General features: G+C 55.3%; 16 protein-coding genes. 3 read left to right on the top strand and 13 right to left on the bottom strand.

Going from position 1 to position 24,024, the window contains the following annotated elements; translation table 11 throughout:
* Window positions 1-60: 60 nt before the first annotated feature.
* From LAO76_18190 to LAO76_18170, 5 genes are all read right to left on the bottom strand, one after another.
* Window positions 61-2,100, bottom strand: a complete 2,040-nt coding sequence (locus tag LAO76_18190) for a hypothetical protein (GenBank protein MBZ5492852.1) — start codon at window positions 2,098-2,100, stop codon at window positions 61-63.
* Window positions 2,101-2,243: 143 nt separating this feature from the next.
* Window positions 2,244-2,876, bottom strand: coding sequence for an RES domain-containing protein (locus LAO76_18185; protein ID MBZ5492851.1), 633 nt, complete (start codon window positions 2,874-2,876; stop codon window positions 2,244-2,246).
* 8 nt (window positions 2,877-2,884) lie between these two features.
* A complete protein-coding gene (locus tag LAO76_18180; protein ID MBZ5492850.1) occupies window positions 2,885-3,280 on the bottom strand; it encodes a DUF2384 domain-containing protein in 396 nt (131 codons plus the stop codon).
* Between the two features lie 513 nt (window positions 3,281-3,793).
* Complete coding sequence (locus tag LAO76_18175) at window positions 3,794-4,948, bottom strand: hypothetical protein (GenBank protein MBZ5492849.1); 1,155 nt, start codon at window positions 4,946-4,948, stop codon at window positions 3,794-3,796.
* A 427-nt stretch (window positions 4,949-5,375) separates the two neighbouring features.
* On the bottom strand, window positions 5,376-5,852 hold the full coding sequence (locus LAO76_18170; GenBank protein MBZ5492848.1) for an HIT domain-containing protein: 477 nt from the start codon (window positions 5,850-5,852) through the stop codon (window positions 5,376-5,378).
* 249 nt (window positions 5,853-6,101) lie between these two features.
* On the opposite strand from LAO76_18170, the gene LAO76_18165 reads away from it, so the two are divergent.
* On the top strand, window positions 6,102-7,955 hold the full coding sequence (locus LAO76_18165; protein ID MBZ5492847.1) for a 30S ribosomal protein S1: 1,854 nt from the start codon (window positions 6,102-6,104) through the stop codon (window positions 7,953-7,955).
* A 70-nt stretch (window positions 7,956-8,025) separates the two neighbouring features.
* On the opposite strand, the gene LAO76_18160 is transcribed toward LAO76_18165, so the two are convergent.
* Genes LAO76_18160 through LAO76_18150 form a run of 3 tightly spaced genes read right to left on the bottom strand, consistent with a single transcriptional unit; the run spans window position 8,026 to window position 9,050 of the window.
* Entirely contained in the window at window positions 8,026-8,394 is a 369-nt protein-coding gene (locus LAO76_18160; GenBank protein MBZ5492846.1) for a carboxypeptidase-like regulatory domain-containing protein, read from the bottom strand.
* Window positions 8,395-8,431: 37 nt separating this feature from the next.
* Window positions 8,432-8,857: a hypothetical protein gene (locus LAO76_18155; GenBank protein MBZ5492845.1), complete on the bottom strand. Its 426-nt coding sequence runs from the start codon at window positions 8,855-8,857 to the stop codon at window positions 8,432-8,434.
* Complete coding sequence (locus LAO76_18150; protein ID MBZ5492844.1) at window positions 8,847-9,050, bottom strand: hypothetical protein; 204 nt, start codon at window positions 9,048-9,050, stop codon at window positions 8,847-8,849. The genes LAO76_18155 and LAO76_18150 overlap by 11 nt, the downstream gene beginning before the upstream one ends.
* Window positions 9,051-9,158: 108 nt before the next feature.
* On the opposite strand from LAO76_18150, the gene LAO76_18145 reads away from it, so the two are divergent.
* Together LAO76_18145 and LAO76_18140 are read left to right on the top strand one after the other, a co-directional pair.
* Window positions 9,159-10,616, top strand: a complete 1,458-nt coding sequence (locus LAO76_18145) for a M28 family peptidase (GenBank protein MBZ5492843.1) — start codon at window positions 9,159-9,161, stop codon at window positions 10,614-10,616.
* Window positions 10,617-10,620: 4 nt separating this feature from the next.
* Entirely contained in the window at window positions 10,621-11,466 is an 846-nt protein-coding gene (locus LAO76_18140; protein ID MBZ5492842.1) for a rhomboid family intramembrane serine protease, read from the top strand.
* A 187-nt stretch (window positions 11,467-11,653) separates the two neighbouring features.
* Here the strand turns inward: LAO76_18140 and pyk are convergent, their stop codons facing one another.
* The 5 genes from pyk to rplL form a co-directional block, all read right to left on the bottom strand.
* Entirely contained in the window at window positions 11,654-13,165 is a 1,512-nt protein-coding gene (gene pyk / locus LAO76_18135; GenBank protein ID MBZ5492841.1) for a pyruvate kinase, read from the bottom strand.
* 40 nt (window positions 13,166-13,205) lie between these two features.
* The gene (locus tag LAO76_18130) at window positions 13,206-14,054 is read right to left on the bottom strand and encodes a YihY/virulence factor BrkB family protein (protein ID MBZ5492840.1); all 849 of its coding nucleotides are present in this window, start codon (window positions 14,052-14,054) and stop codon (window positions 13,206-13,208) included.
* Window positions 14,055-14,215: 161 nt separating this feature from the next.
* A complete protein-coding gene (rpoC, locus tag LAO76_18125; GenBank protein ID MBZ5492839.1) occupies window positions 14,216-18,403 on the bottom strand; it encodes a DNA-directed RNA polymerase subunit beta' in 4,188 nt (1,395 codons plus the stop codon).
* Between the two features lie 135 nt (window positions 18,404-18,538).
* Window positions 18,539-23,008 carry a DNA-directed RNA polymerase subunit beta gene (gene rpoB / locus LAO76_18120; protein ID MBZ5492838.1) on the bottom strand — a complete coding sequence of 1,490 codons (4,470 nt, stop codon included), beginning with the start codon at window positions 23,006-23,008 and terminating at the stop codon, window positions 18,539-18,541.
* 535 nt (window positions 23,009-23,543) lie between these two features.
* Entirely contained in the window at window positions 23,544-23,924 is a 381-nt protein-coding gene (gene rplL, locus LAO76_18115) for a 50S ribosomal protein L7/L12 (protein ID MBZ5492837.1), read from the bottom strand.
* Between the last annotated feature and the right edge of the window lie 100 nt (window positions 23,925-24,024).

Below are 24,024 nucleotides of genomic sequence, written 5' to 3'. Positions count from 1 at the left end.
CTCATTCGTCCACTTTCATTGCAGCCTCTCATCGGCCGCTTCTCATTCGGAAAAATCAGGCTAAGGCTGATCATAACCTCCGTGCGTATGCGCTGGATGCTTGTCTTTGGCGTATCCGTGGTCGGCATAGCGGCTGGTGGAAGATTCGCCGGCTTTAGTCCGCAGTGCATCGATCAAGCCGGAATAGCTGGAGGCTGAGCCGGCCTTGCGACGGTCAATTTCCGCATCGAGCGGATCGCCAATGTAACTCTTCTGCCAGCCGATGCTGCCGTTGCTGCACGTTTGGGTGTTGGTCGCGGTAGAAGTGGAAGAATCGGCTTCCCAACCGGCATGGTTCGGGCAGGCCACAGCCGAGGCCTGCGAGCAGGTAGAAGTCGTCAGGTTCTCCAGTTCGTCCACCACTTTGGGCGTAAGCCCGCCGTAGCAGCTGAAATCCGAGGTAAACCACCCGCAGACATTTTTGTTGGCGGCGCGGTAATTGCCTTCATGGAAGCGCGCGCGATAGAGATAGTCGCCGGTGTACTCTTTCCATTCCCAGTCACCACAGGCCAGAATGTCTGAGCCGGTCTTTGGCCCGCCGTGGCCGTTCACGATCTCAATAGCCAGTTCAACGCCCTTGGCTACTTTTTCCTGGTGCTTAGCCACGGCATCGCGGACTTTCTTCCACTCCGGATCGTTGTGTTTGCGGGCCGCGTCCTGGTCCTTGGGATCGGGCTTGGTGGTGTAAGAGGCCACGCCTTCATAGCCGTAAGTCTGCGGCAGCGGGATCTCCATCAGATCGGGCGCGACGTAATCGGTATCGCAGCCTGCGGCGGTGAGCTTTTTGCTGAGGCTCTCCATGTCAAATTCCCAGGTCACATTATGGCTGAAGTCGATGACCAGGGCCACGCAGCCTTTGCCGCGCTGCGGACAGTCTTCTTCTTTCTTCTTCTTTTCATTTGTGACTGCAATCGGTGTGGGCGTTGGAGAAGGCGTGTGTACTGGAGGATTGCCGACGTTGTCATTGTTGTTGCCGCCGGAAACCGTGTTGTCCACCAGTTCTGGCTGATCATGCAGGAACGGGATCAAAGTTCCATCAATGTTGAAGCTGCCTGCGCGCGTGGCCGTGATGACGCCATGATATTCATACTTCGGCTGGCCATATCGAAAGGTGAGCGCGACTTTGTTTCCTCCGCTCATCACCACCGTGCCGGCGGACATGTTTTCCAGCGTCAGCACCAGAACGCCCGGCTGCGATGGCGAAGGCGGCTTGAAGTCAGGAAGAAATTTGCGAATGATGGCGGGATCGATAAAGTCGGGCACTTCGCCGCTGCCGAACCATGCTTCCTGCGGAATTGTCTCGACGCCTTTTACATAGACGTGGAACGCGGTAGACTCGCCTTTCATCAGCTTGAGCTTGTCCGCCGACATCTGCAGCGCCAAGACCCAGCTACGCAGCCGCACGCTGCGCTGCTCATCATGAATGCTCCAGTCGGCGGGGCCGGGCGGCAGGTCAGCAGGCAGAAGGCAATAGACCCCTCTTGGCGATTCAGCCAGGAGTTTGGCCGGCAGATTATTCACGCGTATGACGGTGTGATTGCCGTCGCCGGAGAACGGCCCATGAATGCGCTGGATGGCTCCCGCCAGATTCAGCGGCGGAAGGCTGAAATTTTTGGGCGCCGGAAAGCTTTGGCCGCTGGTCGGCGACAGCGGGATCGTTGTGCTCCAGCCCTCGTCGGCGCGGCCGCCGGTGCGGAAGATGCGAACTGGCAGTTCATTTGTGACCGTAAAACTGAAAGAATGATCGGCGGGCGTCGTCGCCGCGCCGCCAGAACCAATTTGCAGCGAGTAATTGCTGAGCAGGTTTGCGGGAGTGGATCCTGCAACGCCGGGAACTTGTCCGTTGACCACGTGCAAGCCGGGAAGGCTTGCGTAGTCATTGGGATTTAGAACAATGCTGCCCGAAACTGTCTCGCCGGTAATTACATCCTGCGGCAGGACCACGCCGACATCGACCATGGGCGGCTTTTGGGCATGCGCGATGGTTGACAGGATCAAAGAGAAAGCAAGCAGCGTCAATTTGCGCTGCGCGAAAACGGCCCATGACGCGGATGAAGCCAATGTTTGAACCCCCTGACAGAAGCAGTGGTCCCCAACTGTGGTATGAAGCGGATTATGCTACCACTTCTTGCAGCGAAATTTGAGATGAAAGCGGGAAAGCGGAGCCATGAAAAGTTGTCGGTTTTTGAAAGATTCTGATTGATCTAAAGACTCAATTTCAGAATCTCCAGGGCTTTAACCAGATCCGGATCGTCCTCTTTCAAAACGTCAGTTCGTTTGGACAAAATTGCGACCGGCTCGAAAAAGGCCCAATTTTCAAGATCATGTCCGAATCTTGAAAGATATCTGATCCCTTCCGCGCCGCTCTCGTAAGCCACTCGAGAAATTAACTGTGTGAGGCGTCTGGGACTGCTGCTTTGCAATACGGAGGCATCAACGTCAGTCAAGACAAACTCTTTGGCATATGCCAGAAGTTTTGTTCTAAGCCTGGCAAGCCACTCGGCGCTTCCCAGATCCACACACTCAGCCTGCACTTTAGCGATTCCAATTGTGCGAGTACTCAAATAATCCGGCGGAACTTTTCCTCGCGGGTAAAAGTCATCTTCGCCTGCGATTGCAGCTAATTCGGCGGCTGCTAACATGTCCACCCGATAGCACGCCAGAGTTTCAATGAAGCAGCTTAGGCGCTGCGTGGATGCGTAAATAACGCGGTATTTCGCCTGGGGGTCGTCATACCGGTTATAGAATGTTCCATCGTCGTGCGCCCATATCCAGTCAAGCAGCGCCCACGGATCTGGCTTGCGCGCGACGCGATACACCTCGTTCGGCGGTTGCAAATCGCGATCTAGCCTCCAGCCAAAAATGCTCGCCCTGCGCCCAGAACAGCGGGGCCGGCGATCGCTATGTCCTCATCGCGCAAAAGCCGGGCCGGTGAAACGTCACCGAGTTGAGGATTTAATCCGAGAATCCAGCTTTGTACCACTCTGTTTGACTCGTGGTCGCTCAGCAACTTGACAAGGTGATAAGTCGCACGGAGCTTTACTTCCACGCCTTTGTAAGGCTCGCCACCTTCAGCCCATCGATCGACGGTACGCACATCCTTGGCATTGCATATATAAGCCACGATCTTCTTTCCCAGAATTTCAACCAGCCCAGCGACGACTTTTGGAAGGGGTAGTGTTACAGATTCGCGCTGTGCGATCAGGTCTGGCTTCGCGGGTGGGTGAGCGATGACTGCCATGTTGCAACCCTCTTAGATCTCGATCTTTTAACCAGTATACAACAAAAACCCGTCATAAATCCGTTAAAATATACAACATAATAGCCATATAATATACCATGTATATCAAAAAAATAAATCACCATTATTCCATGCATCTTATTGATTATAAAAGACAAGTTGTTTACCTTTGAGTTGTCTGGCGTCCCATATCGTTTGTGAGCTTTGTGGAATGGGACCCGCCTTTTTACGGCGGGCCTTGTCGAGTCAAAGAATTTTACTCATTTAGGTGCTGCGAAAGGGCGGCTGCGAGAACCGCTCGCGGTCGCGCTCTTCAATGCGGCCTATGGCTCCGAGCAGATGGTAATTTGCGCCTGCCCGAAGATGCTCAGACTGGCGTTAAGATTCTGATCATCAGCGGATCGAAAATGCCGACTTCCTGCAATGCAGCCATGTTGCGATGGACGCGAGCGAAAGCTGCGTTGAGACGGTTGAGAAGATGGTAAATGGGCACCTGCCATAATGCATTCTCTGTTAACGCGGGAATGTGTCGAATTCGGCCAGTCTTTCGTGAATCTCTTTCAGGATTTCTGGCTCACTTTCTTTCAACGCTTTGCGATCCTTAGCACTGCCTAGAATCTCATTTCGCGGACGAAGATATTTTCCCCAGACTTTTGTAATTGGCGATCCATCAATTTCTAAGGGATAAAATCCATGTGTCTCGTCGTGCTTTTCTCGTTCACTCTGAGTTTGCTGCTTTCGTAGTGCGATTCTCCTAGCCAAGTCGGCCTTGAGATCAGGCCCCCAAACGAACGTGTTATTGCCAGAAGTCGCAACCCACAAATCGCGATGAAATTTGTCACTTGAGACAAATACGTTTGCAAACGGCGCGTAGAAAAGGTATTGCAGATCGAGATAGTGACTTGGCCGTGGTCCAATAAAGCCACGGCCCAGTCCGGCAACGAACACAAAAGCAAGCCGCGCTACGGAAGCAGCGTAGGGCGCCAGGTCCCCAATGCGCGGAATCAACCCCGCATTCGACAGCATCAGGATTATCGTTCCTGGCCCGGGGGCGACCCGGAGAAACCCGAGTGTTGTTTGCAGAACTTCCCTTTGGGTTGTAAGACTGAAATCGGCAAATAGAGCGTTAACACCCTGCACAAGAGAGGGGATGCTCTTGGCTGACGCAAAATGTTCTTGGACGAAATCCTTCCAGTCGTCGCGTATTCTGTCGAGCCGGATTCTCTCAATGCCCTGGCGCCACACTGTAGCGCTTAGCTCATCCGAGGTATTGAAATTTCCAGCAGCCCATCGATCCCAAAGCTTCTGTTCGGGCGCGGAGTCATACAGCAACCCCTTGCCGCTACGGGAGATGTGAACGTTGGGAGCGTCAGCATCAACAGGAACTTGCCCGGTCAGTGGAACTGAACGGGTAAGTAGGTTGCCGATCGCGGCCTTGCGAAAATTGACCGGCGTCAGACCATGGATATTGCCGAGCTTGGAAGCCAGAGCCTTAACTACATTGTGTGGCACGGTGTGGGCGGTCGGTTCCTTTTTGAGATCACTAATGATCTCGCGAATCAGCACCGGCACAATAACTGGCCGAAAGAACAAACTGAATTCGAAGACTTCTTCCGGATTCAGCATCTGCAAAAACGACTTGTCGATGATTGCATTTGGTCCCATCATTTCGCACCCCCGCACACAGCCGGCCACATCGGGGTTCCGCGTGGCGCCCGCATAACTCCGAGCATGGCCGCGGCCCACCGCTTCCTTTTCCCTGGGAATGTGGCGCGCGGCGACTCCAATCGCCCATTTTTCAGATTTCGTGTTGGATTAAATTGCCCTTCTTTCATCAATTTTCTCCTTGATTGATGAGCGAACAAATGGTAAATTGTTACACCATCCTCCAAGCGAGGACCGCCTGTGCGGGAGGGATCTTTGAAAATTAGCATTCAGCACTCAGCCATCAGCATTCAGCCAAGACAAAAAACCGGCTCAACCTTACACGGGGATACGGATCAGAACAAGACCGGGATAAAATCCCACCGCCGAGGGCGGCGGTGCCACATGGATTACAGATCGCCAGCATCGCCGAGACCGGCAAGGCAGGTGATCAGAATTTGGAACGTAACTTCTTATACGTCGTTTGCAAATCTTCCGGCAGCACGCGCGTCTCGCCGATGGCACTCATGAAATTTACGTCGCCGAACCAGCGGGGAAGGATATGCATGTGGATGTGACCGGCCACGCCGGCGCCCGCGGCCTTGCCGATGTTCATTCCGAGATTAACGCCGTCAGGCCGATAGAGTTCGCGCAGGACGCCTTCCAGCCGTCGCGTCAGCTCCATCATCTCCTGCGCTGCGGGTGGTGAAAGTTTGGATAATTCGTCAACGTGATCGTACGGCACCACCATCGTATGACCGGACGTATATGGAAAAGCGTTAAGCATCACAAAGCAGTATTTTGCGCGATGGACGATCAGCGCCTGCTCATCGTTTTTGGTCTGCAGAAGAGTGCAAAACAGGCAGTCGCCCGGGGCATTTGCGCCGGTGATGTAGGCGTATCGCCAGGGTGTAAACAGATAGTCCATGGGCCTTAAAAACGATACCAGAAGGATTAGGGTTCTAAGCCAATTTTCCCGTTTTGAAGCGTTTGACAGCGTACTGAGCGGTTGTTATAGTCGAAGGAGTCTTATGGCCCTTTCAGGACTGCCGTAAGATCCGGCCGCTGGTTTCTGAAATCATACCAGTGGGACTCGGGGTCCCGAGTCCGCCTTCAGCACTACTGCCTCTCTTCAGTGAGTTCCAGATGTGTTTTGGGTCCGTTGGCAATTATAGGAATGTGGGTCGAGCATACAGCCCGTAGCGAGCACCATGGTTCCGACGCTGAATCCAACAGCTCAACCGATTCCGCCCAGTCCTACGAAAATTCAACAACTATGTCCGGGAACGAATCTCAAACTCAATCTCCTGAGCAGCCCAGCGCGGGCGTAGCTCACAAAGAAGAAACTCACATGGAAGACTTCGCCACAGCTCTTGAATCGTACACCCTAGAAACTGAGCCGGCGCCAAGTGAAGACAACGTCTTTAAAGGCACCGTGATCAAGATCACCGCAACCCATGTCGTCGTTGACATCGGCTTCAAGTCAGAAGGCCTTGTGCCGATTGCTGAAGTCACCGATGCTCACGGTAACGTGAAGTTCCAGCCAGGGCAGGACATTGAAGTGATGGTCCAGCGCGGCGAGAACGAAGAAGGCTCCGTTCTGCTTTCGCATGAACGGGCCGAGCGGGTGCGGGTGTGGGAGAACATCGAGAAGGCCTACCACTCCAAGGAAGCCGTTAAAGGCACGGTGGTGGAGCGCGTAAAGGGCGGCGTCTCCGTGGATATTGGCGTAAAGGCGTTTATGCCAGGATCGCAGGTGGATGTCCACCCGGTGCGCAACCTGGAAACGCTGAAAGGCCAGGAGATTGAAGTTCGGGTCATAAAGCTCAATAAAAAACGCGGCAACATTGTGGTTTCACGCAAGGCCATCCTGGATGAAGAAATTGCCTCCAAGCGCGGCAAGACCCTTGAGAATCTGGCGGAAGGCGCAATCCTTACCGGCACGGTAAAGAACCTCACTGACTACGGCGCATTCGTCGACATGGGCGGCATTGACGGCCTGCTGCATATCACTGATATGTCGTGGGGCAGGCTCACGCACCCGCGCGATCTCGTCCACGTGGGCGATCAGATCCAGGTAAAGGTTCTGAAGTACGATCCGGAAAAGCTGCGCGTTTCACTTGGCTTTAAGCAGCTCACGCCCGATCCGTGGCTTGACGCTTCCGAGCGCTATCCCATTGGCGCGCGCGTCAAAGGCCGCATTCTGAGCGTGACCGATTACGGCGCATTCGTCGAGCTGGAACAGGGCATTGAAGGCCTGGTCCATGTAAGCGAAATGTCGTGGTCCAAGCGCATGAAGCATCCTTCAAAGCTGGTCAACGTTGGCGATGAAATCGAATGCGTTGTGCTCAACGTAAATTCCAACGAACGCCGCATTTCGCTCGGGCTGAAACAGCTTGAGTCGAACCCATGGGAACGGCTGCATGAGAAGTATCCCATTGGATCGACCGTTGAAGGCCGCGTTCGCAACCTGACCGACTTCGGCGCCTTCATCGAGATTGAAGACGGAATTGACGGACTGGTCCACGTGAGCAATCTGAGCTGGACCAAGCGCGTCAAGCATCCTTCTGAGGTCTTGAAAAAAGGCGAGAAGGTAAAAGCCATTGTGCTGGGCATTGAGCCGGAGCAGCGCCGCTTGTCGTTGGGCGTAAAGCAGCTCCAACCCGACGCCTGGGAAAGCTTCTTCCAGACGCATCGCATTGGCGATGTGGTCCACGGAAAAGTGCTGCGGTTGGCGCAGTTCGGCGCTTTCGTTGAGATTGCTGAAGGCGTTGAAGGCCTTTGCCACAACTCTGAAGCCACTGATTCCTCTGGCGCTGGCGTGAAGCTGGATGCCGGCCAGGAACATGACTTCAAGATCATCAAGATGAATGCCGAAGAGAAGAAAGTCGGCCTGAGTCTGCGGGCAGTGGGCGAGGAAGCCAGCCGCGCTGATGTGGAAGCCTACAAACATCCGGCGTCGAGCGCGACGGCTACCACCACACTGGGTGACATCATCAACTGGAAGCGTGCCGGCAACGACCAGGACTAGCGGCTTCGAATCTTGAGCAATCAAAAGGGCCGTTCCGAAATGGGACGGCCCTTAAATTTTCTCCCAAAAACTATTTGCCTTTGATCTTCAAGGTCATGTTCACCTGGCGTCGGCTGTCAAAACCGCTCAGCGTTTTGGTGTCACTGCGCGCGCCTTGATGCTCCGCATAAACTTCGTAGTCGATATTGGCGGAAAGCCCTGAAAACCTGAAAGTACCATCCGGCTCGGTGATGTAGGTCTTGATTGCCAGATTTTTCGTATTCTTCAGATACACAATCGCCTTTTGCAGCGGCTGCTCCCGATCGTCCAGGACGTGCCCTACCAGCGTCCGCGTTTCACTCTGGCCTCGCTGGAACAATGCTGTAGCTCCGGCAACGGGGACGGCAAACGAGGCCCCAAAAGCCAGCAAAATTGCGGCTATAGCGGTAAGCCTTTTCATCGTCTCCACCCCCCTGCCCTGTCTTTTTGAAATTGAGCTACTCTGTCAGATGCAAGCTGATATCGCGCCGCTCCTCGTTATCAATATGAACCCTGGTTTCGCCCTTAAGTCGCACCTTTTTCGATAGTTGCGGCTTGCCATCGTCTCCCAGCGGAGCGTATTCGGCTTCTCCGCGGACCAGGTAGTCATTCGTTTTGGCCGGCACGCGCTGAGCAAACTCGCCGCGATGGTCGGAAATCAAGTCCCAGCTGGGATGCTTCTTCTTTTCCGGTCGGATCGAGATCTTCACGCCGTAAAGAGGCCGGTCATTCGGCCCATAGGCGGTGCCAAAGATCAAAGCATAGGGCTTTTCCTTTTGCGGCTTATCCTTGCCTGCAGCGACGGAGGTTGAGAAGAGCGCCAGAAGCACACACATTCCCAGACGCGCGGCCGTGTTCCGGCTCCAGCGCGGGTTAGTAGTCACCGTCCTCGTCATCCTCGTCGTCTTCGTCGTCGTCCTCATCCTCGTCCAGTTCGTCTACCGGATTTAATTCGAGCGGATGTTTCGTAATCACTTCAAAATCCGAGCCGCATTCCGGACAGGAAACAATTTCGCCTTCGTCGAGTTCTTCCTCATCCAAATCGAGGTCCGTATCGCATTCCGGGCAAATCGGCATTTCTTCCTCCATGGGATATTGTTACAAAGTGGCGGGGGCCATGTGATTATATTTAGAATCTCTTGGGATTGTCGTCAAGCTCTGAAACCGAGGAACTGAATGTTACTCATGGATTCCCTTAAAGATTCCCGCATACGAATTTCCTTGTTTGTCTCGATTGCGCTTCTGATGCTGGCAGCGCCTTTCGCCGTTGCCCAAAAACATAAGCCCAAAACCCGTGCTGCTGAATCCGCTGAAAAACCTTCAGCCACGGCCAAGCGGGACCGAGACCCCGCTATCATTCAGATCATAAAAGATGTTTCGCCACAGCGCGCCCAGCAGACCGACGAGAAGCTGGTTAGTTTTGGCACGCGTAGCACGCTCTCCGTCAATAATCCTGGCGCTGCCAGCTCCCCGCAAGGCATTGTAGCTGCCCGCAACTGGATCAAGTCAGAATTTGAAAAAATCTCCGCAGAATGCAACGGCTGTCTGGAAGTCAAGACTGACACCTTCATTGAGCAGCCTAAGGGGCCCAGAGACCGCATCACTCAACCCACGGAAATCCAGAATGTCTACGCCATCCTGAAAGGCACAGATCCGGCTCAGGCCAAGCGGATTTATCTGGTCACGGGACATTACGACTCGCGCAATTCCAGCAATGAGAACTCTACCGATCCCGCTCCCGGAGCCAATGACGATGGCAGCGGCACCACGGTTTCGCTCGAATGTGCGCGCGTGCTCAGCAAGCATAAGTTTCCCGCCACCATCATCTTTCTCACCGTCGCCGGCGAGGAGCAGGGGCTGAATGGAAGCACTCATTTTGCCAAAATGGCCAAAGAACAAGGCTGGCAACTTGAGGGCGTGCTTAACAATGACATCGTCGGCGGCAACCGCACACCCGGCGACACAATGCAGAACAACAACTGGGTGCGCGTGTTTTCTGAAGGTATTCCAGCCGCCGCCACCGATGCCGATTTGCGCCGCATCAAGGCAATTGGCGGAGAGAATGATTCTTCCTCGCGCGAACTGGCCCGCTACATTCACTCCGTGGGCGAAACTTATGATTTTGGGGCATTTTCTCCCAAGCTGATCTTCCGTCGTGACCGCTACCTGCGCGGTGGCGATCACAGCGCCTTCAATGAGCAGGGCTTTGCTGCTGTCCGCTTTACCGAATATCGTGAAGATTACAACCATCAACACCAAAACGTGAGGACAGAAAACGGCATCGAATATGGTGACCTGCCGAAATTTGTGGATTTTGAATATGTCGCAAATGTGGCGCGCCTGAATGCCGCGACACTGGCGAGCCTGGCTTCATCGCCTGCGCCGCCCAGCGACGTACATTTGTTGACCAAGCAGCTTGAAAACGATTCCAAAATCCAATGGAAGCCCGCGCCCGGAGCTACAGCCTATGAAGTGCTTTGGCGCAAGACCACTGACGCGGATTTCCCGGAAGAAAACTTGTTGCGAACGACCGAGCCAAAAGTTGACCTTCCGGATTCCAAGGACAATGTGATTTTTGGAGTACGATCAGTGGATGCCAAGGGTCACCGAAGCCTGATCGTGATTCCTGAACCGGAAAGATAACAGCATGGCGAGAACAATGACGCTTTCATTCCCGCCGTTTACGCGGGCCATCAAAATATTGGTCGCAATCAACGGCGGTATTTACTTTCTTGGGCTGATACTCGTTGCCATAGGCCAGGGACGTCTTGCCAATGCTATCTTTAATCCGCTGGCTCTCCGTGCGCATGACGTTGTCCATGGACATATTTATCAGTTATTGACGTATGGATTCGTGCACGCTGGTTTTTTTCACGTATTTTTCAACATGCTGATGTTGTGGATGTTTGGCTCCATGCTGGAAGTTCCTTGGGGCAGCCGCCGCTTCCTGGAGTTTTTCCTTTTCGGCGTGATTGGCGCGGGACTGGGCACGGTCGCTCTGGCTTACACGCTCGGGCCTATCGTCCATCTTGTTCCGCAAACTCCAACCGTTGGTTCTTCTGGCGGAATCTATGCAATTTTCATGGCCGCCGCCATGTTGTTTGGCGATCAGGAAGTCTTCATGTTTCCGCTCCCGTTCGCCATCCGGCTCAAATATCTGGTAGGAATACTCGCATTTGTGGCTTTGGCTGGCGCGCTGGGCGATGCCAGTGGGACCGCAAACGTCGCGCATTTGAGCGGTCTGCTCTTCGGTTATCTTTATGTCAAGTTCGTTCCCAGGAGAGGGCTGCTGTTCTCGGCATCTGAGGTCTCTTACGGACTCACGAATCGCTATCACCGCTGGAAACGTCGCCGTGCCGGCAAAAAATTTCAGGTTTACATGAAGAAGCACAACCAGGACGCCAAAGACTATTTCGACGAGTACGGCAATTTCCGTCCGCCTGATGACAAGGACAAGAAAAATGGCGGCAGCACAGGTGGATGGGTGAATTGAGTTTTTATCCCGACCCTGAGCTCGCCGAAGGGGAGGGAGCCCTGTCTCTACATCACCAATTCTCTTCGTGGCTAAACTGAATTTCTAAAGCGCGAAGTGCACCTCTCCACTTTTTGATTCGCGTTCTTTCGCGAAATTCGCGGCTAAGCTGTTCTTTATCCGCTCGATCTGCGCAAATCTGCGGCGACTATCTTTTCCGCCGCTCCAGCGGACTCACCGGTTTTATCCGTGGCGCTTTGCGTCTCTCCTCGCGAACCTGAACCGGATGCTCACCTGTGCCGACCACATGCAATCGCATAAAATTTGTTGACCCGCTGCTGCTGCGCGTCCCTGCTACCACGGCAATGATGTCTCCCGGCTGTACGGCATGCATCTGCAAAAGATATTTTTCAGCTCTGTGCACCATGTCTTCGGCATCTGGCGTCATTTCGCAAGAAAGCGGTGACACGCCCCACATCAGGTTCAGCCGCGCACAAACAGTAGTATTTGCGGCAAACGCAAAGATCGGCGCTGTAGGTCGATACTTGGAAATCAGCCGTGCCGTGGTTCCTGTCTCCGTATAGACGGCGATAGCTTTCATCTCCAGGTCCTGCGCGGCGTGCGCCACGGATTCACAGATCGTCTCTGAGATGGAAAGCTGCCGGTGTTGGCGGCGTCTTTGGATAGGCTCTTCCTTGGCCGACTCCGCTTCCAGCACAATCTTCGCCATCATCGCCACGGTCTCGCGCGGATATTTGCCGCTGGCCGTCTCGGCAGAGAGCATTACCGCGTCGGAGCCATCAAGGATCGCGTTGGCCACGTCGCTGGCCTCAGCGCGTGTGGGTCGCGGGTTTTCAATCATTGATTCGAGCATCTGCGTCGCAGTAATCACCGGCTTGCGCCAGTCCGAGGCGCGGCGGATCACGTGCTTCTGTATGATCGGAACTTTCTCCGGCGGCACCTCCACGCCGAGATCGCCGCGCGCCACCATCACTCCATCTGCGACATCAAGGATCTCTTCCAGATTTGCCGGATCAATGGCCTGAGGCTTTTCCAGTTTGGCGATCACCCATGCATCGGAGTTGTGCAGGCGCACCATGCGCTTTACCAGGCGCACATCATCGGCCGTGCGGATAAATGAAACAGCCACAATGTCCACGCCATGCTTCAGGCCAAACTCAAGATCTTTTTCGTCTTTCTCCGTCAGCGACGGAACGCTCACCACGGTCCCGGGCAGGTTGATCCCCTTGTGCTCGCCCAAAAGGCCGCCGTTGATCACTTCGCACTCAACGTCATCACCGCGAACCGCTGTCACGCGCAATTCAATCAGCCCATCGGAAAGCAGTACCCGGGAACCGGGCTCCACTTCTTTGGCCAGCGTCTTGAAAGTAGTTGAAAGCACTGCTGCTGTTCCGGAAATATCTCTCGGCGTGATGGTCAACTTCGCTCCGCTTTTGATGGCGATCGGCGTCCTGTATTTCAGCCGCCCGGTGCGGATCTTGGGCCCTTGCAGGTCTTGCAGAATGCAGATGGTACGGCCTTCTTTGTCGGCAACTTTGCGCAGCCTGTCAATCATCCGCGCGTGTTCTTCATGCGTTCCGTGGGAGAAATTCAGCCGGGCCACATCCATCCCTAGGCGCATCAGGTCGCGCAGCACCGCTTCTGAGCCGCTGGCCGGCCCAATGGTGCATACGATCTTGGCTTTCCTTATTGTGGGCACAATGCCCGTTTCCAGAGCCTTCGTTCCAGCGGTCACCCGTTCATACCTTCTTTTCCGTGGCGTCGCCTTCCGCCAGCTTGGGATAGACTTGCGCGTTCAATTCCGCTCCCAGCAACACGATCACGGAAACGATGTACAGCCACACTAACAGCGCAATGGCCGCGCTCAGTGAGCCGTAAACCACCGTGTACGTGGCATAGACCCTCACATACCAGCCAAACAGCACTGTCGCCGGAAACCAGAGCACCGCTGCCATCACTGCGCCGGGCAAGACACGCTGCCAGGATTGTGTCTTGGGAAGTCCGTGGTGATAGACCAGCGCGGTGAGCGCAATCGCCGTAAGTAACGCGATGCCCCAGCGCACGCCATCCCATACCAGCAGGATCAGCGGTTTGAAGAGATGCATGGTACCGCTTTGCACCCAGTTCTCTACCTCCGTGCCAAAGGCCACCAGGATTGTGGCAAAGCCCAGCGGAACCAGTCCCAGCAAGACCAGGTAAAGAGCAATCGCGCGCTCACGCCAGAAGCCCCATGTATTGGCCATGCCATAGGCTTTGCGGAAGCCGTCCATCCAGGAGATCATCACGCCCGTGGCCGCCAGCAGCGTCACGATGGAAGCCGAGTATATGATGCGCGTGGCATGGTGCTGCTTGCTCTGAAAGAACGCTAGCGCCACGGATCGCGATCCCGGCGGCAGCACCCAGCCCACGGCATCGCCAATCTGCTCCAGAAAGCCCTCTGTGTTGTGAGAGGCCTCCAGCACAGAAGTGATAACTAGGAATGCGGGAAACAGCGTAAGGATCGACGAATACGCCGCGCCTTTGGCGATGGAAAACTGCCCGTGTTGGAAGGCCTGCCAGAAGGCCCGACGAAGCCGCGTAAAGTGCATTAGCTGAATAGGTTAAAGGGGATTCGGTGCGTTAGCAACTGGGGATTGTGCCCAAAGCAGTTGTTTTTTTATCTGCGGCCATCAGCGCAGATCTGCGGCAAAAAGTAAAACGGGCTGGATCTCTCCAGCCCGCCATAGTTTATCGATCAGTAAATAGTTGTTTACTCTGCTGCCATCTCTTCGGCTTCGCCTTCCTGGCGCAGAAGCTCCAGCGCACGCTCTGCTTCGGCATATGCCTGGGAAACTTCTTCCTGCACCTTGGCGGCGGCCTGCTCGAGTTCCGGAGCCAGCTTCACATTGCGATAGTGCTCCATGCCCGTGCCAGCCGGAATCAAGCGGCCCACGATGACGTTTTCCTTGAGTCCGCGCAGGTGGTCCACAGCGCCCTGGATTGAGGCTTCTGTGAGTACCCTGGTGGTCTCCTGGAATGACGCCGCGGAGATGAATGACTCGGTTGAGAGAGACGCCTTGGTGATACCGAGCAGCAGCGGACGGCCCGTTGCCGGACGGCCACCGTTGGCGATCACACGCTGGTTCTCTTCAGTAAAGCGGAACTTGTCAATCTGCTGTTCCAGCAGGAATGTGGTGTCACCCACGTCCTCCACTTTCACCCAGCGCATCATCTGGCGGACAATCACTTCAATGTGCTTGTCGCTGATGGTTACGCCTTGCAGACGGTAGACTTCCTGAATTTCGTTCACCAGGTAAGCCTGCAGTTCCTTTTCGCCGAGTACGGCCAGAATGTCATGCGGGTTCAGCGGCCCGTCCATCAGCGGTTCACCCGCCCGGACGCGCTCGCTTTCCTGCACGTTAATGTGGACGCCCTTCGGCACCGAGTATTCTTTCTCCGTGCCGTTATCGGCCACCACGTAGATTTTGCGCTGGCCTTTTGAAACCTCACCGAATTTCACCACGCCATCAATTTCGCTGATGATTGCGGTTTCACGCGGCTTGCGCGCCTCAAACAATTCGACCACGCGCGGCAGACCACCGGTAATATCTTTGGTCTTGGTGGTTTCACGTGGGATCTTCGCCAGCACGTCGCCGGGGTGAACTTCATCGCCATCCTGCACCATCAAGTGAGCGCGTGAAGGCATGAGGTAACGCCGGGTTGATTTCGCCTTGATCACAATTGCCGGCTGGCGCTTCTCGTCCGGTGACTCACCCACCACGTGGCGAGAGAGGCCGGTGACTTCGTCCACTTCTTCATGGAGCGTCACGCCTTCCTGCAAGTCTTTGAACTGCACGGTACCGCCGACTTCTGTGAGAATGGCAAAGGTGTAAGGATCCCACTCACCCATTACCTGTCCCACAGTTACCTGCTGGCCATCTTGGACTTTGAGCCGCGCACCGTAAACCACTGAGTAGCGCTCTTTTTCGCGGCCCTTGTCGTCCACGACTGCGATTGACATAGCGCGATTCATTACCACCAGATCGCCTGATTTTGCTTTAACGGTCTGGGGATTGATGAAGCGCACCATGCCGGCCGTGCGTGCTTCCAGTCGAGACTGTTCAGACACGCGCGATGCCGTACCGCCGATGTGGAAGGTACGCATCGTCAACTGCGTGCCCGGCTCACCAATGGATTGCGCCGCGATCACGCCTGTGGCCTCGCCAAGTTCAACCATGCGGCCTGAAGCCAGGTTGCGCCCGTAGCATGCGATGCAGACGCCGCGTTTCGATTCGCAGGTCAACACGGAGCGGATCTTTACCCGCTCGATTCCGGCAGCCTGAATTGCGCTGGCCAGCTCTTCCGTGATGTCCTGGTTCACGTCCACAATTACGTTGCCTTCGTAGTCTTTGATCTTCTCGAGCGATACGCGGCCCACAATGCGGTCGCGCAACGGCTCAATAATGTCGCCCGCTTCCACAATGGAACCTACGTAAATGCCGTCGACGGTTCCGCAGTCCTGTTCGCTGATGATCACGTCTTGCGCCACGTCCACCAGGCGGCGGGTCAGATAGCCTGAATCGGCGGTCTTAAGCGCCGTGTCAGCCAGTCCTTTGCGCGCGCCGTGCGTCGAGATGAAGTACTGCAGCACGGTCAACCCTTCACGGAAGTTCGCCGTGATGGGCGTCTCAATAATTTCGCCCGACGGCTTCGCCATCAGTCCGCGCATGCCGGAAAGCTGGCGAATCTGCTGTTTTGATCCGCGAGCGCCGGAGTCAGCCATAACGTAAATCGGGTTCAGCTGTCCGACTTTATCCAACTCCTGCATGTTGTTGAACATTTCGTCGGCAACTTTTTCAGTTACGTTTGACCAGATTTCAATCACCTTGTTATAGCGTTCGCCGTTGGTGATGGCTCCGTCCAGATATTGCTGTTGAACGTTGATGACCTGCTTTTCAGCCTCTTTCACCAGACCTTTTTTGTGCTCAGGAATGACCATGTCATCAATGCCAATGGACAATCCCGCGCGCGTTGCGTAGCGGAATCCCGTTTCTTTCACTTCGTCCAGCATCTTGACCGTGGTTTCAAGGCCAAAGCGCAGATAGGTATAGTTCACCAACTGGCCAATGCCTTTTTTCTTGAGCAGGCCGTTGATGAACGGCATGTTCTCCGGCAGATGATCGTTCAGGATCGTGCGGCCCACGGTTGTGTTGATGAACTGGCGTTCAAAGTTCACCGGCTCCGTGTGGACGATATCCTGGTCGTCATAAGCCTGGGTCAGGTCGATGACTTCACCGCTATAACGCAAACGGATTGGGGTAAGCGTTTCCACTTCGCCCGCTTCCAGCGCCAGCAGAACGTCTTCAGTGTTGGCAAAAGCGCGGCCTTCACCCTTCGCGCCCGGCTTGCCTTTGGTCAGGTAATACAGACCAAGCACCATGTCCTGTGTGGGAACGGTGATCGGCTGGCCTGATGCCGGCGAGAGAATGTTGTGCGATGACAACATCAGCACGCTGGCTTCAACCTGCGCTTCCGGAGAGAGCGGAATGTGTACCGCCATCTGGTCGCCGTCAAAGTCTGCGTTGAACGCAGTGCAAACCAGCGGATGGATCTTGATGGCCTTGCCTTCCACCAGCACCGGCTCAAAAGCCTGAATGCCAAGGCGGTGAAGCGTTGGGGCACGGTTCAAGAGCACCGGATGGTCTTTAATCACCTCTTCCAGGATGTCCCAGACGATCGGTTCCTGCTGCTCCACCATTTCCTTTGCTTGCTTGATGGTGGTGCAATGCCCTGTCTGTTCCAGCCGATGGTAGATGAATGGCTTGAACAGCTCCAGCGCCATCTTCTTGGGCAATCCGCACTGGTGCAGCTTGAGCTCCGGACCAACCACAATCACTGAACGGCCGGAGTAGTCCACGCGCTTGCCTAGCAGGTTCTGGCGGAAGCGTCCCTGCTTGCCTTTCAGCGTGTCAGAGAGTGACTTGAGCGGGCGATTGTTGGCTCCACGCAGCACGCGGCCACGGCGACCATTGTCGAACAGGGCGTCCACTGACTCCTGCAACATGCGCTTTTCATTGCGCACGATCACTTCAGGAGCATGCAAGTCCATCAGCTTCTTCAACCGGTTGTTGCGGTTGATTACGCGGCGATAAAGGTCGTTCAAATCGGACGTGGCAAAGCGGCCGCCATCCAATGGAACCAATGGACGCAGTTCCGGCGGAATCACCGGGATCACGTCCAGGATCATCCATTGCGGCTTGTTGCCGCTCTTGCGGAATGCCTCGACAACTTTCAGCCGTTTGGCGTACTTGAGCCGTTTCTGCAGAGAAGTTTCGTGCTTCATCTTCTCGCGCAGTTCGACCGAAAGCTCTTCCACTTCAACGCGCTTCAGGATTTCCTTAATGGCTTCAGCGCCCATCATGGCCTTAAAGCCTGTGGCGCGGTACTGCTGGTCAAGCTCGCGGAAGCGTGTTTCTTCCTTGATCACTTCACGCTCTTTTACCGGGGCCTCGCCGGCGTCCACGACGACGTAGGACTCAAAGTACAGGACCGATTCCAGGTCGCGCAGTGAAATGTCCAGCAAGTGGCCAATGCGTGAAGGCAGGCCCTTGAAAAACCAGACGTGCGAGCACGGCGACGCCAGCTCAATGTGGCCCAGCCGTTCACGGCGCACTTTTGACAGTGTGACTTCAACGCCGCACTTGTCGCAGATCACGCCGCGATGCTTCATTCGTTTGTATTTGCCGCACAGGCATTCCCAGTCCGTCACCGGACCGAAGATGCGAGCGCAGAACAGGCCGTCGCGCTCCGGCTTGAAGGTGCGGTAATTGATGGTTTCCGGCTTGGTCACTTCGCCGTGAGACCAGCTGCGGATTTTCTCCGGCGAGGCCAGGCTGATTCGTATGGAATCAAAATCAGTAATCGTGTTACCCAGATCAAATGGACTTGAACGGTACAAGGTGTCCTCCTGCGTCGCTTAACGCGCGCCGCGCTGCGGCTTCCGGTTGCTGCTGATTTCCTGCTCTGCTCTCAACTCCGGCCGGAAGCGGTCCGGAGTTGAGTTGGGCTCGACTAACGGGGCGATGAAGCCCGGTTAGTCAGCCGCCGCGGCAACCTGTTTTCTGCCGCCTTCAGTCTTGATCAGCTCCACATCCAGGCAGAGCGACTGCAATTCGCGGATCAGCACGTTGAATGACTCAGGCACGCCGGGTTCAATGGCGGCTTCGCCCTTCACAATGGCTTCATAAATCTTGGTACGGCCAAATACGTCGTCTGATTTCGCGGTAAGCAGCTCCTGCAGAATGTAAGCCGCGCCATATGCCTCAAGCGCCCAGACTTCCATTTCTCCAAAGCGCTGTCCGCCGAACTGCGCCTTGCCGCCCAGCGGCTGCTGGGTGATAAGCGAGTACGGCCCAATGGAGCGGGCGTGGATCTTGTCGTCAACCAAGTGGGAAAGCTTCAGCATGTAGATATAGCCCACCGTCACCGGCTGTTCGAATTTGTCTCCGGTCATGCCGTCATAAAGATCCGTCTTGCCTGATTCAGGCAGGCCGGCTTCACGCAGCATGGATTTGATTTCCACTTCGCGCGAACCGTCAAACACCGGCGAGGCAAAGAACACGCCTTTAGTCAACGTCTTGGCTACGTGCACCAGCTCGTCGTCTTCCAAAGCGGTGATCTTGTCGCCGAACGGAGTGTCTTTGAAAATGCTCTTCAATTCGCGACGAATGGTTTCTTCGCGCGAGTTCTCTTTCAGGAACTCAGCAATGCGCTCGCCCAGTTGATGACCGGCCCAGCCCAGGTGCGTTTCCAGGATCTGGCCCACGTTCATACGGCTGGGTACGCCGAGCGGGTTGAGAACGATTTCCACCGGAGTGCCGTCTGCCAGATACGGCATATCTTCTTCAGGCAGAATGCGGGCAATCACGCCTTTGTTTCCGTGACGGCCTGCCATCTTGTCACCCACGCTGAGCTTGCGCTTCATGGCCACGTAGCACTTCACCAGCTTGATTACCCCCGGAGGTAGCTCGTCGCCTTTTTGCAGTTTGCCGATTTTCTCATTGGTGATCTTGCGCAGCACGTCAATCTGGCGCGAGGTCATCTCTTCGATTTCGTCAATCTGCTCGTTTACGCGCGGGTCCTTGTCAGCGTATTTAATGCGCTTCAGGTTGCGCGTGGAAATCCGCTCAATGGTTTCGCGATCAAGAATCGCTCCCTTCGTCAACAGGCGCTTGTTTGTGCGCTCGTCATGCAGGTCAGCCTGGACTTCTTTATTTCCCAGGATGGCCTCAAGACGCTTCAAGCGCTCGTCGGTCAGGATTCGGATTTCGTCAGCCAGGTTCTTTTCCAGCCGCTCGATCTGCGAAGCCTCAATGGCCTTGGCGCGCTCGTCTTTTTCCTGTCCCTTGCGGGAAAAGATTTTTACGTCGACGATCGTGCCTTCGATACCCGGAGGGCACGTAAGGGAAGCGTCACGCACGTCGCCGGCCTTTTCGCCGAAGATCGCGCGCAGCAGCTTCTCTTCCGGTGTGAGCTGGGTTTCGCCCTTGGGTGTTACCTTACCCACAATAATGTCGCCCTGCTTTACCGTCGCGCCAATGCGGATCACGCCGCTCTCATCCAGGTCGCGCAGCGCAGATTCGCTCACGTTCGGGATGTCGCGGGTTATTTCCTCAGGACCAAGTTTCGTGTCGCGAGCTTCAATCTCAAACTCTTCAATGTGGACGGAGGTGTAGTAATCCTCCTTCACCATTTTCTCTGAGACCAGGATCGCGTCCTCAAAGTTGTAACCGCGCCATGGCATAAAGGCCACCAGCACGTTGCGTCCAAGAGCCAGTTCGCCCTTGTCCGTGCAAGGCCCGTCAGCGATGACCTGGCCTTTCAGGACTCGGTCGCCTTTCTTGACTACCGGCTTCTGGTTGATGCAGGTGTTCTGGTTGGAGCGCTTAAATTTCGTGAGCTGATAAATGTCACTGCCCACTTCACGCGAGAGCTGCGTGGGATGATGCTCGCCTTCCACGCGCACAATGATTCGCTCAGAATCGACGGAATCAATGATGCCGTTGCGGCGGGCCAGAACCACTGCGCCGGAATCTCGTGCTGTAACGCCTTCCATGCCTGTTCCCACCAGCGGAGCCGCGGCACGAAGCAGCGGCACAGACTGGCGTTGCATGTTGGCGCCCATCAGCGCGCGGTTCGCATCGTCATGCTCCAGGAACGGCACGAGTGACGCGGCCACGGAAACTAGCTGTTTCGGGCTCACGTCAACGTAATCGACTTCATCCCGAGGCACGAGCACAAAGTTGCCGTTTTTACGGGCATCCACGATCTCGCCCACGATCTTGCCTTTATCGTCCAACTCAATATTGGCCTGGGCGATGACGTGTTTGTCTTCTTCCCATGCCGAGAGATAGAACGAGAAGGGTTCGGTCTCCAGCGGCTTCTTGCGGCGCTCTTTCAGGTCAGCCGTAACTTTCTCGGCTTCCTTCATCTCAATGTGATCGCCCACGCGGTATTCGCTATCACCGGCATTCACAATCGTCACAAAGTCCACCACGCGTGAGTCTTTCACGCGGCGGTAAGGCGACTCGATAAAGCCGTAGTCATTAATACGCGCATAACAGCTCAGTGAGCTGATCAAGCCGATGTTCGGACCTTCCGGCGTTTCAATCGGGCATATGCGGCCGTAGTGCGTTGGGTGAACGTCGCGGACTTCAAATCCCGCGCGCTCACGTGACAATCCGCCCGGCCCAAGAGCTGAGAGACGGCGCTTGTGCGTAATCTCTGACAGCGGATTGGTCTGATCCATGAACTGCGAGAGCTGCGATGATCCAAAGAACTCGCGGATCGCCGCCATTACCGGCTTGGCGTTCACCAGGTCATGCGGCATGGCCGTGGACATTTCCTGGTACACGCTCATCTTTTCCTTGATTGCACGTTCCATGCGCACAAGGCCGATGCGGAACTGGTTTTCCATCAGCTCGCCCACAGCGCGAACGCGACGGTTGCCCAGGTGATCGATGTCGTCCACTGCGCCAATGCTCTTGCGCAGCTTCAGGAGGTAGCGGATGGTCGCGTAAAAATCTTCCGGATCAAGCGTCCGCTTGTCCAGGCCAGTCGCTTCGTTCTTGTCATACAGCTTGATGTTGAACTTCAAGCGCCCTACGCGGCTAAAGTCATACTTCCGCGGATCAAAGAACATTCCGTGGAAGAGCGCCGTAGCGGTGTCCAGCGTTGGCGGATCGCCCGGACGCAGCTTGCGGTAGATTTCGATCAACGCTTCCTGCGGCGTCTTGACGGAGTCGCGGCGCAGCGTTGCGCTGATCACGTTGCCCACGTCGTCTCGCTCCGGGAAGAAGACGTGAATTTCTTCCACGCCCGCATCCATGATCTTGCTGAGCTTGTCGGCCGTGACTTCGCTGTTCGCTTCAAGCAAGACTTCGCCGCTAGCCGTGTCGACAATATCGGCCGCGGTAAATGCGCCTTCCAGATCAGTGGTGTCAATATCGATCTCAGTGATCTTGGCTTTTTGAATTTCTTTCAACACCGCCGGCGTAATCTTGCGTCCCGAGTGCGCGATCTCATGTCCGCTCTTGTCCTTGATGCTGTGTGCCAGCTTCAGGCCCAGCAGATTCGTCGGCTTCTCAATGGCGCTTTCCAGCGTCCAACGCAGCTTCTTCTCTTTCAGGCTGATGCGGTCGACTGTGTAGAACGTGCGGAGAATGTCTTCATCGGAACGCAGGCCAAGGGCGCGCAAAAAGATCGTTCCCAGGAATTTGCGCTTGCGATCAATGCGGACATAGAGAACGTTCTTCTGGTCGTATTCAAACTCCACCCATGATCCGCGGTAGGGAATGATCTTGCCCAGGAAATACGTGCGGTTGTTCGCGGTCTCAAAGAAGACGCCGGGCGAACGGTGCAACTGGCTGACGATCACGCGCTCGGTTCCGTTGATGATGAACGTGCCGTTCTGCGTCATCAGCGGAATATCGCCGAAGAACACTTCCTGCTCTTTGATGTCGCGAATGCTCTTGTTGCCGGTCTCCGGATCTTTGTCGTAAATCGTGAGTCGAATCGTGACCTTGAGCGGCGCGGAGTAAGTCATGCCGCGCTCTTCGCACTCGGCTACGTCGTATTTCAGCTGCAGTCCCACGGGGTCGCCGCACTTGTTGCAAAAGTCTGGCGTGTTGGCGTTGTAGGTGCCGCACTTCTGGCAGAGCACGTCGCCGGGGTGGAACGGATCGGTAATCACCGTGTTGCCGCAATTGCGGCAGGTGGTGCGCAGGTGATGGAGACCCTTCAGGTGGCCGCACTTGCACTCCCAGTTGCCAATGGCGAAATCGACAAAGGCCAACTCAGAGACATTGCGGAAATCGGTGATGGGGAAAACGGATTGAAACACTGACTGGAGGCCGCTGTCGTCACGCTCGCTCGGCAGCTTGTCCATTTGCAGAAAGCGATCGTATGAACGCTTCTGGACCTCGATCAGGTTCGGGATCTGGAGAGCTACCGGAATTTTGGAAAAATCGAGACGGTAACGTGCGGCACCATTCTTGTTCGGCATGAATAACTCCTAAAGACTTTTCTGCTTCATCGCGCGGCGGAGCGGATTGAAGCGGCTTGCTCGAAGATCTTTCTTCGTTAAAAGCAGGCCTTTGTTGACCAACGCCATTTCCAATCAGGCGTTAGCTTGCGGCCAAATTCACTGCGAAGCGGAAAAAACGAATCGCGCCAACAGGAGACAAGAGTTCCCGTTGACGCCGTCACAGCGTTGTGCGATATCTAAAATGTTTTTATCCGCGCCCGTCTGAATAGACCGTTCTTGTCCGCCCAATGCGGACCTGTTCAAGAGAACAACAACTGGCAGGTCTGGCTACGACTCCGAGCAAGGCGAATATTGCGGGAGCACCACGCCTGTCCTGCGTCAAAAAAAGATTTGTAAATACCGGTTTGGAGAAGATCTACCGTATCTATTTGATAATAGTAGTGTACTCCAGGATTCAGCCAAATGAAAGATTCAATCTTAATAAAGGCCTTTGCGCCGGGATAAGCGGCCAGCGGGCCCTAAAGCCCGCCGATCCGCTACTTTACTGAGCCAGCTACTTAATTTCGACCGTTGCTCCTGCGTCGGTGAATTTCTTCTTGATCGTTTCCGCTTCTTCCTTGGAAACGTTCTCTTTCACGTTCTTCGGTGCGCCATCCACCAGGTCTTTGGCTTCTTTCAGTCCGAGGCTGGTGACTTCACGTACCGCTTTGATTACATTGATCTTATTGGCGCCAGCGCCGGTCAGGACCACGGTGAATTCGGTCTTTTCCTCAGCCGGTGCCGCGCCCGCTGCCGCTCCGCCGCCGGCCATCATCACCGGGGCTGCTGCCGCTGCGGAGACGCCAAGGCGCTCCTCAAGCTTCTTTACGAGCTGGGCCGCGTCAAGCAGGCTCAACCCTACGATTGAATCTTCTAACTGCTGCAGATCTGCCATGTGTATCTCCACTCTTATTCAGTTTGTGCTGATTCGCCGCTTCCGCCCACCGTGTTCCAATGCGCCCAGACTAGCGCCACGTTGAGCTTCCGTCAGCGAT

Source organism: Terriglobia bacterium (genome assembly GCA_020072645.1).
Lineage (GTDB): Bacteria > Acidobacteriota > Terriglobia > Terriglobales > Acidobacteriaceae > Angelobacter.
The sequence above is the reverse complement of the archived record's forward strand: the minus strand, read 5'-3'. Positions and strand labels throughout refer to the sequence as shown.

Excerpts from the sequence above, each read along its gene's own strand:
- LAO76_18150 (MBZ5492844.1), bottom strand. The coding sequence starts at position 9,050 with ATGCCGATTTGCCCGGAATGCGATACGGACCTCGATTTGGATGAGGAA.
- rplL (MBZ5492837.1), bottom strand. The coding sequence starts at position 23,924 with ATGGCAGATCTGCAGCAGTTAGAAGATTCAATCGTAGGGTTGAGCCTG.
- LAO76_18145 (MBZ5492843.1), top strand. The coding sequence starts at position 9,159 with ATGGATTCCCTTAAAGATTCCCGCATACGAATTTCCTTGTTTGTCTCG.
- LAO76_18160 (MBZ5492846.1), bottom strand. The coding sequence starts at position 8,394 with ATGAAAAGGCTTACCGCTATAGCCGCAATTTTGCTGGCTTTTGGGGCC.
- LAO76_18165 (MBZ5492847.1), top strand. The coding sequence starts at position 6,102 with ATGTGGGTCGAGCATACAGCCCGTAGCGAGCACCATGGTTCCGACGCT.
- LAO76_18170 (MBZ5492848.1), bottom strand. The coding sequence starts at position 5,852 with ATGGACTATCTGTTTACACCCTGGCGATACGCCTACATCACCGGCGCA.
- LAO76_18180 (MBZ5492850.1), bottom strand. The coding sequence starts at position 3,280 with ATGGCAGTCATCGCTCACCCACCCGCGAAGCCAGACCTGATCGCACAG.
- LAO76_18140 (MBZ5492842.1), top strand. The coding sequence starts at position 10,621 with ATGGCGAGAACAATGACGCTTTCATTCCCGCCGTTTACGCGGGCCATC.
- LAO76_18175 (MBZ5492849.1), bottom strand. The coding sequence starts at position 4,948 with ATGATGGGACCAAATGCAATCATCGACAAGTCGTTTTTGCAGATGCTG.
- LAO76_18130 (MBZ5492840.1), bottom strand. The coding sequence starts at position 14,054 with ATGCACTTTACGCGGCTTCGTCGGGCCTTCTGGCAGGCCTTCCAACAC.
- rpoB (MBZ5492838.1), bottom strand. The coding sequence starts at position 23,008 with ATGCCGAACAAGAATGGTGCCGCACGTTACCGTCTCGATTTTTCCAAA.